10 protein-coding genes are annotated in these 12,434 nt (G+C 68.0%); 3 read left to right on the top strand and 7 right to left on the bottom strand.

The window, feature by feature from the left end:
• Positions 1-23: 23 nt before the first annotated feature.
• Positions 24-926: a glycosyltransferase family 2 protein gene (locus RI578_RS42195; RefSeq protein WP_310869138.1), complete on the bottom strand. Its 903-nt coding sequence runs from the start codon at positions 924-926 to the stop codon at positions 24-26.
• A gap of 93 nt (positions 927-1,019) precedes the next feature.
• On the opposite strand from RI578_RS42195, the gene RI578_RS42200 reads away from it, so the two are divergent.
• Complete coding sequence (locus tag RI578_RS42200; protein WP_310869137.1) at positions 1,020-1,988, top strand: LLM class flavin-dependent oxidoreductase; 969 nt, start codon at positions 1,020-1,022, stop codon at positions 1,986-1,988.
• Positions 1,989-1,993: 5 nt separating this feature from the next.
• Here the strand turns inward: RI578_RS42200 and RI578_RS42205 are convergent, their stop codons facing one another.
• The gene (locus tag RI578_RS42205; protein WP_310869136.1) at positions 1,994-3,166 is read right to left on the bottom strand and encodes a glycosyltransferase family 4 protein; all 1,173 of its coding nucleotides are present in this window, start codon (positions 3,164-3,166) and stop codon (positions 1,994-1,996) included.
• Between the two features lie 202 nt (positions 3,167-3,368).
• On the opposite strand from RI578_RS42205, the gene RI578_RS42210 reads away from it, so the two are divergent.
• Positions 3,369-3,728, top strand: coding sequence for a hypothetical protein (locus tag RI578_RS42210; protein WP_310869135.1), 360 nt, complete (start codon positions 3,369-3,371; stop codon positions 3,726-3,728).
• On the top strand, positions 3,721-4,644 hold the full coding sequence (locus tag RI578_RS42215; protein ID WP_310869134.1) for a histidinol-phosphatase: 924 nt from the start codon (positions 3,721-3,723) through the stop codon (positions 4,642-4,644). The genes RI578_RS42210 and RI578_RS42215 overlap by 8 nt, the downstream gene beginning before the upstream one ends.
• A gap of 4 nt (positions 4,645-4,648) precedes the next feature.
• Here RI578_RS42215 and RI578_RS42220 read toward each other — a convergent pair whose 3' ends face one another.
• From RI578_RS42220 to RI578_RS42240, 5 genes are all read right to left on the bottom strand, one after another.
• Positions 4,649-5,710: a hypothetical protein gene (locus tag RI578_RS42220; protein WP_310869133.1), complete on the bottom strand. Its 1,062-nt coding sequence runs from the start codon at positions 5,708-5,710 to the stop codon at positions 4,649-4,651.
• A 982-nt stretch (positions 5,711-6,692) separates the two neighbouring features.
• Positions 6,693-7,493: a glycosyltransferase gene (locus tag RI578_RS42225; protein ID WP_310875625.1), complete on the bottom strand. Its 801-nt coding sequence runs from the start codon at positions 7,491-7,493 to the stop codon at positions 6,693-6,695.
• Positions 7,494-7,559: 66 nt separating this feature from the next.
• On the bottom strand, positions 7,560-8,993 hold the full coding sequence (locus RI578_RS42230; RefSeq protein ID WP_310869132.1) for a condensation domain-containing protein: 1,434 nt from the start codon (positions 8,991-8,993) through the stop codon (positions 7,560-7,562).
• 19 nt (positions 8,994-9,012) lie between these two features.
• Entirely contained in the window at positions 9,013-11,115 is a 2,103-nt protein-coding gene (locus RI578_RS42235; RefSeq protein ID WP_310869131.1) for a carbamoyltransferase C-terminal domain-containing protein, read from the bottom strand.
• 83 nt (positions 11,116-11,198) lie between these two features.
• Positions 11,199-12,362: an AMP-binding protein gene (locus RI578_RS42240; RefSeq protein ID WP_310869130.1), complete on the bottom strand. Its 1,164-nt coding sequence runs from the start codon at positions 12,360-12,362 to the stop codon at positions 11,199-11,201.
• Positions 12,363-12,434 lie beyond the last annotated feature (72 nt).

Here is a 12,434-nt window from a genome sequence, read left to right on the forward strand (position 1 = left end):
CCCGGTGGTACCGGGCCGCCACCCTACTCCAGGGCCGCCTCGGCGGTGCGCCGTTTCTCCCGGCGGGCGGCGTCGTACGCCCGGAACCGGTGGCGAAGCGCGGGCCCCGTGTCCTCCCAGCCGGGGTAGTCCGTGTAGTCGAGGGAGCAGTGCGCGAAGCGGAACCCGGGGTCGTCCACGTCGATCCTGCCGCCGTTCTTCCCGAGATGATCGAGGAACCGCTGCGACTCCCCGACGATCGACCGGTGCAGCAGGCGCCACTCGCCCGACGAGTAGGCCGCCACCCGCCGGGTCAGGCGAGGTCGCGCGGAGGCGGTCCACTTGAAGTGGTGAACCTGGGCGTAGATCTCCTCGACGGGAACGCCCCTGCCCGTCCAGGCGTAGTGCTGGCCCAGATCGAGTTCGACCGTGCCCCGGACGAGAGTCACCTTGGTCGGCCGGCCGTCCAGCAGCCCGAGGGTGAGCTGGCCGGCCAGCGGATACTGGCGCCACAGCGGCTCCCCGCCGTGCGGCAGCGGGCCGGTGAGCCGGCCGTCGGCGCTGACCCGGTCGAGGAAGGCCCCTTCGACGAAGTCGAACCCGTGCTCTTCGCAGTAGGCGGCGACCTCGGCCGGTGATCTGTCGTAGACATGGAACTCGTCAAGGTCGGCGACGATCCACCAGTCGTCCGGCCAGACGCTCATCTGCTTCCGGATGAGCGCGGCGTTGAGATCCTCGTGCCACGGGGCCACGCAGACGTCGGCGAATTCGTGCCCGGCCTCCCGCATCATTTCCACGGAAGGACCCAGCGTCGGGTCTGCGCGGCTTTCAACGTGGCGTATCACATGAAAGCTTTCGACCCCCAGTTCCCGATAATGATCCAAGGAATAGGGCAGCAGGGAAAGGTCGCCGCCCACCACAGAAACGAAGCGTAAAGTCACGCCCATTACTTTCTGGGCGTCCCGGGTGTTCTGTCAAGGTGGTGCCGTACTCCGCGACGGCCCGTGCGGTGAGGAGGACGTGTGAGTCCGAATGTCCGAATGGGATGGTTTCTGGCGCATGAGGAATGGCAGCCCGAAGCGCTGATACAGCAGGGAGTGCTCGCCGAATCAGCCGGCTTCGACGCGCTCTTGGTGTCCGACCATCTCCAACCCTGGACGGACGTCGGCGGAGCGGCCGGATTCAGCTGGGCGACGCTGGGCGCGCTGGCCGCGTCCACGCGGACGGCGACGCTGATGACGGCGGCCGTGTGCCCGCTGTTCCGGATGCATCCGGTGCTCGTGGCGCAGGCGGCGGCGACAGTCGGGCGGATCTGCGGCGGCCGGTTCGAGTTGGGCGTCGGTATGGGGCAGGCGGTCAACGAGCAGCCCCTGGTGGGGTCCCTGCCGCCGTACCGCGAGCGGCTCGCGCGTACCGAGGAGGCCCTGCGGCTGATGGATTCGCTGCTGGCGGGCGCCGAGGTGGGCTCCGACGGGCCGTACTACCCCGTGTCGTCGATGAAGCTGCACAGTCCGCCCCCCGGGCCGGTCCCCGTTCTGCTGGCCGCGTCGGGGCCGAGGTCGGCCGAGGCCGCCGGGCGGCTGGCGGACGGCGTGATCACGTCGGTGAAGGACGTCGGCCACACCCGGCGGACCGTCGTCGACGTGGCCCGGAAGGCCGCGGCGGCGGCCGGCCGCCGGCCGCCGAGGGTCGTCCTCACCTGCTTCCTCGTCTTCGCCCGCAGTGACGCGGAGGCATGGGAGGCCCTGCGGCCCTGGCGCGGTATGCGCACCCCGCGCCGGCTCCAGGAGGGCAGCCCGCGCCGGCTGCGCGAGGACGCCGACGCGATGGGCCACGAGGGCGTCCTCCAGCGGTTCCCCCGCTACGACGACGTCTCCCGGGTGGTGGAGTTGTGCCGGGGGATCATCGACGGGATCGCCCCCGACATACTGGCCCTGCAGGTGGCGGCCGTCGACGGTGCCGAAGCGCTGAAGCGGCTGAGCGAGGTACCCACCCGGCTGCGGGGGTGACGCGGCTACCGGTCCAGGGCGGCGAGCAGGGCCTTCTCCGTCCGTTCGGCCATCCTCTGGAGCGTGAAGTGCGTCAGCACCTGCTCGCGAGCCAGCTCGCCCGTGCGGCGGCGCAGCGACTCGTCGGAGAGCAGCTCGAACAGGGCGTCGGCGAGGTGGGAGGGATCCGGGGACGGCACGAGGAAGGCCGATCGCCGGTCCCGCACCAGTTCGTCGATGCCCGGGAAGTTGCAGGTGAGCAGGGGCCGTCCGGAACTCATGGCCTCAAGCATGACCAGGCTCAGCCCTTCCCCGGTGCTGGGCTGGGCGACGACGTCGGCCAGGGCCAGCACGTCCGGCATCCGGTGGAACGTCACCTCGCTGTCGATGCGCACCGCCTCACCGATCCCGAGCCGGTCGATCTCCTCTCGCAGCTTCCCCGGATAGTCGCCCGAGGAGGAACTGACGGCGCCCGCGATCAGCAGCCGGGTGCGGGGCAGCCGGGTGTGCACCGGCGAGAACGCCCGGATGAGCTCCAGGATCCCCTTGCGCGGCTTGAGCTGCGCGGCGCAGACGACGACGAGGTCGTCCGGACCGTATCCGTAGCGCCGGCGGATCCGGTCCGTGTCCCGGTCCGGGCGGAATCTTTCCGTGTCCACCCCGTGCGGGATCAGCCGGGTGACTGCGGCCGATCCGTGCCGGCGGGCGCGGTCGGCGTAGTTCTCCGCGCAGGCCAGTACGAGCGAGGGGCGCAGGATCTCGTGGACGACCCGCAGCCGGGCACTGCCCAGGGGCTGCGCCTCCGGCTCGTGTTCATGGAAGGTCGCCACCCACGGTATGCCCCGGTCCACCGCGATCCACTTGCCGGCCAGGGCGGCGTCGAGGGTGTTGGTGAAGACCAGGTCCGGCCGGAACTTCTCGGAACAGGAGGCCAGTTCCGGTGCCAGCGAGAAGGCCATCTGCTCCCATAACACCTTGCTGGGGTCCGCGAGCAGTTCCCGGTACCCGGTGAGCCGGTGGACCGCCACCCCGCGTGGATCCCCCTCCACGGCCCGGCCGGCCGGGTCCTCCCGCGGCGCGTCGGTCACCAGCATGATGTCGTGACCCCGGCCGGCGAGCCCTTCCGCGATCACATGCGCGTACGTCTCCGCACCTCCGATGGTGGGGTGGAAGCTGGAGGCGATCATCAACACTCTCATGTCACTCCGTTACCGCCGGCATCATCCCGCACCGATCCATGCCCCCTTCCCCATGGCCTTACGCCGAGTCGCCGGGCCCTTCTCGATCAGCCGGTTCACATATTCGGATCACCATGTCCACACGCACGTGGTACTGATATACGGGCCGCCGAGCGGCCGTGTTCCGCCATGCCCTTCCCGTACGAAGGCGAGGTCACCACCGATGATCAGCGACGCGCATCCGGCCGGACCTCCGGTCGGCGCGACCCTCACCGAGTGCCAGGAACTGACCGGGGCGTTCCGCCGGCGCGTGAACATGCCGGTCACCGCGGACGTCGCCCTGCTCGACGCGTCCGCCGAGCTGGGGGAGCTGGCCGGCGCCTACCTGAAGAACTGCGGGTACGCGCCCTCGGCCACCAGCACCCCGCCCTCGGACCAGGTGCGGTCGGAGTTCGGCGACGTCCTGTTCGCGTTGTTCGGCTTCGCGGACGCGGCCGGGCTGGACGCGGGCGCCGAGTTCGCCGCGACGCTCGACCGGTACGAGGCGCGGTTCTCCGGCAGGACGGCCGAGCGGCATGGGTGACTATCACGTCCATCTCCATCCGCACACGCCCCGCCCGGACAGCCCGCCGCCGGGCGTGTATCCGAAGGGGCACGTCGACGCGTATGTGGAGCGGGCCCTGTCGCGCGGAGCGACCGAGGTTGGCTTCACCGAGCACATGCACCGTTTCGTGGACCTGGAACCCGTCGCCGCGGGGTTCTGGGACACCGGTGAGTCGGCCGATCTCTCCGAGCGGTCCCGCCGGTACTACTACGACGAGCTGAATCTCCGTCTGGACCGCTACACCGAGGCCGTCCTGGGCGCCCGGGACCGAGGGCTTCCGGTGCTGCTCGGGCTCGAGGTCGACTTCCTGCCCGGCCGGATGGAGAAGATCCTCGACATCCTCGCCTCGTACCCGTTCGACTATCTCATCGGGTCCGTGCACTGGATCGGCTCCTGGGCCGTGGACCACGACGGGATGACGGACGAGTTCGAGCGCCGCGGGGTGCGGCGTTCGTACGAGGACTACTTCCGGCTCGTCGCGGACCTCGCCGAATCCGGCATTGTCCAGGTGCTGGCCCACCCCGACGTGGTCAAGAAGTTCGGTCACCGCTGCGAAGAGGAGCCCGTCGACCTGTACCGCCGCGTGGTCGACGCCGCACGGCGTGGCGGCGTGGCGTTCGAGGTGTCCAGTGCGGGTCTTCGGTACGAGGCGGGGGAACCGTATCCGGCGCCGACCCTGTTGCGGATGTGCCACGAGGCGGGCGTGCCGATCACCCTGGCCAGCGACGCCCACTACCCGGACCAGGCGGCGGACCGGTTCCGCACGCTCGTCCGCTACGCACGCGCCGCCGGACACCGCAGCCGACTGAAATTCGGCACCGGGGGCGAGCCGGAACTCGTGCCCCTGCCCGACCCGGACGACGACGGCGCCTGGCCGCCACCGGACGGTTCGTGAGCCGTCAGACGGCCAGACCCACGCGGACGGCGTCGCGCACCACCGGCGTCAGGACCGCGGCGGCCTTGGCGAACAGCGGGCGCGGTACGCGGTTGCGCACCGCGCCCAGCGCCATGGTGCCCAGCGCGCGGCGCCCCACCCGGGTCTCCATGCCTTCCCCCGCCGGGGACGCCCCGGCAGCGGCGGCACAGACGCCGAGGCCGAACGCGGCGAGCCACAGCTCGGACAACAGGTGCTCACCGATCAGCCGCCGCGCGTGTCCCGTGTCGCGTTCCCGGCGCAGGGCGTCGCCGGCGAGCCGCAGGACGTGGTCCTCGCCGAAGCCGAGGTCCGCGAGCGCCGCCAGAGCCGGCACCTTGCGCCAGCCCCCGTCCGTCGTCGGGTCGCGGAAACGGAAGTAGGCGCCGGGCTCGCCCCACCAGGCCAGCACGGGAACCGCGTCGATGCCCGTGACCGACCGCCGTGGGTCGACCCCGGACAAGGAGGTGGCGCCCGCGGTCCAACAGGTGGCGCAGCGCATGCCGTGACGGCTGTTGCCGGTCAGGCTGGTGGCGTCCCGGTGCTCGACCGCGTTGGGCACGGCGACCTGCGGGGTCAGGCCGGCCGAACGGAGGTAGCGGCGCAGCGTGACGTCGTCGGGCTCGTCCCCGCCGAGCGCCTCCTCGAACCAGGCGCTGACGTCCTTCGCGAGGGCCACCGGCATCACGACGGCCTGTGTCGGCACGTAGTCGTCGACGACCTCGGCCCAGCCCGCCCCGCAGAGCGCCGCGACGCGCGCCACGGAGGCGGTCCAGGAGCCCCACTCGACGAAGAGGGAGGACACACCCTCGGGGTAGTGCTCGATTAACTCGCCCACGAGGTCGAGGAAGTTGCCGGTCAGCCGGACATCGTCCTGCAGCACCAGATGATGGGTCGCCCAGGGCGCCGCCGCGGCCCACGCCCTGCGGGCGGACCGCAGTGAGCCACGCTCGCCCAGCGGCCCGGTGTCGCAGACGACACGGATGTCGAGGTGCGGGTGGGCGTCCCGCAGTCGCTCGGCCATGCCCAGCCGCAGCTCGTGGGTCATGACCGCGATGGATAACCGCCAGTTCTGCTCGGGCAACTGTCCAGCCTTTCAGGAGTGAACGACACCGCACGACCTCCTGATTGTCGCGGCTCGGACCGTTCCGGTGAAGACATGGCAGTGCGGACCGAGCCGACATGCACAACGGCGTTCTCCCATACGGGACTTCCCGCTCGAAGCATGCGGTGGCCCCGTGCGTCCGGCAGACCGGATGTGCCGCCCCGCAGACAGTGCGTGGCCGGCGGCCTGCCGGGCGGGCGTGGCCGGGGGTGGGCGCGGCGGGGACCCCTTCAGGACTCGCCGAACAGCACCCAGAACGCCATCAGGCCAAGAATCCGGTCACCGCCAGTGCCGGGAGTCCGAGGATCGCGGCGGCCACCCCCACCAGGTACTCTCCGGGGTGCCTCCGCCGTCCCGGTGTTCGCCGTCGCCCGCCGTGTCTCCGTCATGAGCCCACCGCTCGAATCTCAACAGCCCTGCAGAGCAGCTTAGTTGACACTGAATCAAAGGTCCGGACCAGCTTGCGGATGGAGACCGACACGCTGCACACCAGGCACCGGCCCTGGGCCCACAGCCAGGTACCCCGGAGGAGATCCAGGCTCTCTTCTACGGCCCGCTGGTACCTCATTGTGCCGCTGAACGCGGCGCCAGGCTCGTCGACGACTGGGACAAGAGCCCGCTGGCTGCCTTCGATGAGGGAGATCTTGTGCCTGGCCGACGTCCTGGCCGCTCATCAGGACGTCACCGATGCCGCGTTTCTCGGTGCAGGGGCGATGTCGTCTTCACCACCGCCCACCGCGCGTGGGTCCCTCACCTTCCAGGAAGGCAATGGGCAGACAACTCTTCCGCCGCCCCCAGGAGTCGGCAAGCCCTGCGGCCTGCGGCCCGCTTCGGGCTGATGTGGTGCCCCGTGCCCCGGACGGGGAGGGGGAGTCGGCCGCCGGACGGACCGGCGGCAGGGAAGGGGGCGAGGATGCCGGACGGGTCACCAATCCGCCGGCTCGTTTGCCTCCGGCGCTGTTGAGTATCCGCCGAGCTGGTAAATCAGTGTCGCCTGTTCCGTGGCACAGATTCTGATGTTCTTGGCTAGCAAGTTCTCGTTGAAAAGGTCATCCTCGCCCAAAGACATCGTCCGGTCCGGCGGTCTACTCATGTTGCTGAAGCGGATACCCCGTACTAACTCCGTTTCGAGAAGCCACGCACTCTGGTCCACCGACCGGACTGATGTGGGCCCGTCGTGTGCGTCGACGCGATCCTTGAATACGTTAGAACCTGGCTCAACTACTCCGAGCTCTTTCATCCGCTGATACTCCCGGCGTCCATTCTCCTCACCGAACGCCCACGGGTCACGCTGCTCGAGATATGGCTCTCCGTCCGGGTGAATCACACGCGCCCACGAGTGCACCGCCGGACTGCCGGACTCGCGTGCCTTCATCAGGAGGCTGTGCAGATGTGTTTCGTCCCATTGGTTGTCGTCGTCGAGATAGGCAACCCAAGGTGTCTGCGCCAGCTCCGTCCCGACGTCCCGGACGGACGCGATGCGCCGTGGCCCGTTCCTGTCGTCCGGACCTCGTTGCGCCCAGCGCGGCCACACGGTCGCGGGTAGGTCCCGCCCAAGGGCCAGCCAGGTGTCGGAGCAGTCGTCCACCATGATGATGTGCGTTCGCACATGCTGGCAGCATTGCCGCTGGACGGACTCGATCGCCCGGCTCAGTAGGGCTGGCCGTCTCCTCGTCGGTGTGACAACAGTGACCAGGCCTTCCAGCTGGGATGCGCATCCCCCCACCGTCTCTCCTTCGCCTCGGCGACTCGCCAGCCCGAGTGTGCTGGCTTTCTCTGTCCGGTCGGCCAATTAGCCGACCGCTTTCCACACGGGCTGCCCGCTGTCGTCGGCTATCGCTCGCAGGACCTCAAGAAAGCTGGTGATACGGCCCTTTACCTGTGACTCGTCGTAGAAGGTGCGGTTGAAGTTCAGAGTCCCGCCCTGGCGGCGGCTGTCCACCAGCATCCAGGGCTGCGCCTGTCGCCACCAGACCGGCATCGCCTCGCTCGGAACGTCACCCAGCCGGGGGTATTCGTCCACACCCGGCAGCGGCGCCGGTATGACCTCGAGCTCATGGTCGACCCGCAGCGGACCGGGGAACGACTCACTCGACTCGGGTACGACGGACTGGAAGTAGGAGTCGAAGAGATGGAGGTCCGACCAGGGCCTGGGTCGATGGGCCTCACCGAGCAACTCCACCAGGTTTCGGTAGCCCGTCCGCGCCAGCCTGGCATCGGCCAGTGCTCGGTGCACCTGTTGCACGAAGGCTTCCAAAGACCCCTTCCAGTCGATGTTCACGGGGACGAACACGTCCTGGCCGAACTGTCCGACCAGCGCCCGCTCAGCCTTGCTGTGACGGCCCAGCGTCACCGTGCTCACTACCACCTTGGACGACCCCGAGACGCTGGCGACCACGAGGTAGTAGGCCGCCATCAGGACGACGTACTGCGTCGTGCGAAGCCTGGTCGCACAGTCGTCCAAGCGCGCCGACACCTCGGAGGACACACTGAAGTCGATGGCGGCCGGGTCAATCAGCAGGTCGGAAGCGGCTGTGTCCCGGGGGTCGATGGACAGGGGCCGGGGCAGCGGATGGAGCCGGCTCACCTGCTCCTGAATGCGCGGGCCACGGCCCCCGTACTGTCGCTCGTGCAGATTCAGCAGGTCTCGATAGCCGTAGGACACCGGCGTGGGCGGGCGAGACAGCCCGAGACGTGCGCTATAGCACGCCATCAGATCCTGCACCAGGATCCGGTCCGACCAGGCGTCGAACAGGAAGTCTGGAAAGCTGACGCACAGGATGCTGTAGTCCTCCGACAACCGGAGGAGACACGCGCGCCACACAGGGACCGCCACCAGGTCGAAGGCACGCACGCTCTCCAGGTAAAGGACATGCGCTACTAGTGCCTGCCGCTCGGATGGCGGATGATGCCGGAGATCCTCGACGTGTAACTCCGCCTCGACGTCCTCCACGATCTCCACCAGCGGATCGAGACCGGTGGTCTTGAACCGCATCCGCAGCATCTCATGCCGTCGCGTCACATCCGCGAGAGCCTTCTCCAACGCGTCCGCGTCGACCTGACCACCGAGGCCACGCGTCAGCAGAGCCGTGAATCGAGACCCACCCGGATCCCCCGGCGACATCTCGTGCATCCGCTCCCAGAGCAGTTCGTATCCCCGAGGCAGCGGCCCGACCACGCCTGTGAACGACATGCTGTAAGTCCCCAATCCCGTCAGCCGGCGCATTGCCCGATGTGGAGGTTGTTCAGCGCCCTACCGACCGCGGCAGTATGAGCTTGTCCGGTCCGACCGGGCCGGGATACGGGGTGTGTCGCCGGGCTCCGTCGGCCAACGGAAGCCGCCCGAACGTCCACCGCGTTTCGAACGGCAGGCGGCCGGCCCGCAGTGTCACCGCTCCAGCCCGGTAGGCGTACTTGACCAAGCGTTCAGCGATGCGCTCGGGCGGCTCCGAGTCCGGCTTGAGTCCGGCTGCCTCGACGGCATCCCGCAGGCTCCGCGCACCGTCGAAGCGACACAGCAGGCGGGCTTCCTCCTCCGTCACGCTCAGCGTCCGCTCACCGTTGGTTAGGACGGACCTGCCTTCGTTCTCCGCAACGGTCCAGCCCGGGGCGAGGTCGGGACGGATCCGCTCGTGCTCCGGGTACACCACGCGAATATTGTGGATGTACAGGGCGTCGAGATCAGAGGACAGGAGGCACTGGATTGCGTCCGCCGGTGTCTCCACAAGTGGCATGCCGCGAATGTTCAGCGATGTGTTGAGTACCAAGGGGACACCGGTCGTCTCGAAGAAGCTCGCGATAAGCCGGTGGTACTGCTCGTCGACGTCCGGGGCGACGATCTGGATGCGGGCGGTCCCATCGACGTGGCAGATCGCCGGCACCATCTGCTGCCACTCCTCGCGTACGGGGCAGCAGGACAGCATGAACCGTGTGTCAGCGGCCGTACTGGTGTCGAACACCTTGTTCACATGGCTTTCGAGCACGCTCGGCGCGAAGGGCCGGAACATCTCGCGCATTTTGACCTGCTGGTTGATTCGGTCACGCATGTCCTCGGGCCTCGGATCGGCGAGGATGCTCCGGTGGCCGAGAGCACGCGGCCCGTACTCGCTGCCCCCCTGGAACCAACCGATCACAGCTCCCTGCGCCAGTTCGGCGGCCGTCCGGTCCGTGAGGCCATCGGTATCGATCACTTCGTAGGACGCACCGACAGCGTCCAGATACTCGACAATGGCGGTGGTGTCGTAGCCCCGCCCCGTGTACGAGTGCGAGATTGGCTTGAGGTCGCGTGCCTTCCCTGCGTTCACGTAGCCGTAGTACGCGAGCCCGACTGCTTGGCCGTTGTCACCAGCGGCCGGTTGGACGAAGATCCGGTCGAAGATCCCGGAACGGGCGAGGACTCCGTTCGCCACCGCGTTCAGGCCCACTCCGCCGGCGATGCAAAGATTGCGTTGACCTGTCCGGCGCTGCACCTCCCCGCACAGGCCGAGCATTCCGCGCTCGAGCTCGCTCTGCACCTTCCATGCCAGATCCTTCGCGAAGGAGCTGATATTCGCCGAGTCCGGTACGAGACTGAAGCTCTGGTCGTTCAGAAATTCGGCGTAGCCCATGCCGACGATCCAGTCGAGGAACGGCCGGAAGTCGAAGCGGCCTTCGCCGAGGTGGAACCATTCGCCGGCCAGTTCTGGACGGGGGCCACCATAGGGCGCGAGGCCCATGGTCTTTCCCGCATCCGGCACGCCGGCCCTGGTGTTGTAGAAGCCGAGGAACGTGGTTATGTACTCGTACATCCAGCCGAGGCCCGGGTTGAACAGGTTTTCGGCTCCAAAGTCGGTCCTGACCGGTGCGTACCGATTCTTCAGAATGGTGGAGTGGCGTCCAGTTCGGGTGAACGTGTACGCCGTTTCGGCCTCGTAGCCTTCCTCCGTCCACGTGCCGTCGCCGTCGACGACCAAGACCGCTGCTTCCTCGAACCCGCTTGCCCAGAACGCGGACAGGGCGTGCACATAATGGTGCACGCTACCGCTCGGCTCACGCGCGACCACCAGGCGTTCTGGGTCGCGGACTGGAAGGTTGAGCCCGGCCATGGGCGCCAGGTAGTCGTCGGCGATCACGATCTGGTCGACATCGTCCAGGCCGATCGAACGCGCCTGGAGGCAGTAGCTGATTGAGGCCCACGGGTAGTACCCGAACCGTTCCCCGAACTCCTCCCACAGGCCGTGGTAGTTCCTGATGGCCCCGTATTTCACCCTGGTGAGCCGCTCTTCTTCTATGGCCGTGACCACGCTCCCGTCGGCGATGAGGCAAGCGCCTGGGTCGTGCGGGCCGGTGTACACCCCGAGACTGAGCATTGAGCACCCTTCGGCCGTGGGCAGCAGTCTGCCCGCAGGCGATATTCGTCGTATCGTCGGAAGGAACACAGACTGTTGCGGACTCAATCGGCTGGTGCGGTGGCTGGCTTGGGTGCCGGCAGAAACTGCACAGCCGCGTTCCGGTCGATCTTCCCGGTGGACGTTCTCGGGAGTGGTCGGTCGGCGAACACGATGCGAAACGGTACGGCTGCGGGCTCGATCCGGGAGGCGCAGAATCGTCGGACGTCGACGCTCGACACCGTGTGGTCCGTGTCCGTCCTGATCACCGCGGCGACGCTGGTGTCGCCGTTCCTATTCCACGGCAGCGCCACAGCCTCCACGATGGCCTCCATCCGCAGAAGCGCGTCCTCGACATCTTCAAGGTCAACGCTGACCCCTCGCACCTTCACCCGGCAGTCGCGCCGGCCGATGAAGCACAGTGTTCCGTCGTCTTGGCGCTCGACGAGATCTCTGGAACGAAAGTAGGTGCTGCCGGATGCACTGGGACTGATCTGTGCGCCCTCGACGAAGCTGCCTTCGTCTCTCCCCGCCGGGTCGATGTACCCGGCTGCCTGAAACGGCGTGGCGACGTACAGTTCGGCGACACCAGGTCCGACAAGTTCGCCACCGCCGTCGGCGACGAGCCGGATGTCGACACCCGGTAGCGGCTCGCCGAGGGGGATTTGGTCGGACACCATCTGCTCATCGTCCAGTATGGCTACGAGCGAGTCGTTCGTCTCGGTACTTCCGTACACGTTGTAATAGGTGGCCGAGGGGAACATGTCCCTGACGGCCCGGCGCGTCGGTTGCGGCGTGTTGTCGCCAGTCATGATGACGTGTCGAGTGGTCAGCTCATCGCCAGCTGCCAGTGAGAGCAACCCGCGGGCGAGCAGTTCGTACAGGACCGGAACGCCTTCGATCACGTCCGGCTGCCACCTCCTGACGAGCTGCGCCAGGTGCTTGGCGTCGCGCAGCGTCGGTCCCGTCGCCCCGATCACAGTGCCGCCGCGGGACAATGTCGTCCATACTTCGAGAAGTGACAGATCGAAGTTGAGAGGGGCGTAGCTGAGCACCTTGGTGCCATCACCGATACCGAACATGGTGGCCGCCCAGTCCGCGAATCGGCAGAGCGCGGGATCACCCAGGGGTACCAGCTTCGGATGCCCGGTCGAACCGGAGGTGCAGAACACGAGGGACGCCCGAGGCCAGAGCGTTTCTGCGGACGGTTCGAGCCGCTCGATGCGCATATCCTCCGGCCGGGCGCCGGGCCAGGCGATCTGAGAGCAGCCGGTGTCCCGTAGCGATGTCTCCCTAACCGA

The organism is Streptomyces sp. BB1-1-1 (assembly GCF_031597775.1).
Taxonomy (GTDB): domain Bacteria; phylum Actinomycetota; class Actinomycetes; order Streptomycetales; family Streptomycetaceae; genus Streptomyces; species Streptomyces thinghirensis.

What these genes read in the sequence shown, in the direction of transcription:
- RI578_RS42195 (WP_310869138.1), bottom strand. Translation starts at nt 926, where the DNA reads ATGGGCGTGACTTTACGCTTCGTTTCTGTGGTGGGCGGCGACCTTTCC.
- RI578_RS42200 (WP_310869137.1), top strand. Translation starts at nt 1,020, where the DNA reads ATGGGATGGTTTCTGGCGCATGAGGAATGGCAGCCCGAAGCGCTGATA.
- RI578_RS42205 (WP_310869136.1), bottom strand. Translation starts at nt 3,166, where the DNA reads ATGAGAGTGTTGATGATCGCCTCCAGCTTCCACCCCACCATCGGAGGT.
- RI578_RS42210 (WP_310869135.1), top strand. Translation starts at nt 3,369, where the DNA reads ATGATCAGCGACGCGCATCCGGCCGGACCTCCGGTCGGCGCGACCCTC.
- RI578_RS42215 (WP_310869134.1), top strand. Translation starts at nt 3,721, where the DNA reads ATGGGTGACTATCACGTCCATCTCCATCCGCACACGCCCCGCCCGGAC.
- RI578_RS42220 (WP_310869133.1), bottom strand. Translation starts at nt 5,710, where the DNA reads ATGACCCACGAGCTGCGGCTGGGCATGGCCGAGCGACTGCGGGACGCC.
- RI578_RS42230 (WP_310869132.1), bottom strand. Translation starts at nt 8,993, where the DNA reads ATGCGCCGGCTGACGGGATTGGGGACTTACAGCATGTCGTTCACAGGC.
- RI578_RS42235 (WP_310869131.1), bottom strand. Translation starts at nt 11,115, where the DNA reads ATGCTCAGTCTCGGGGTGTACACCGGCCCGCACGACCCAGGCGCTTGC.
- RI578_RS42240 (WP_310869130.1), bottom strand. Translation starts at nt 12,362, where the DNA reads ATGCGCATCGAGCGGCTCGAACCGTCCGCAGAAACGCTCTGGCCTCGG.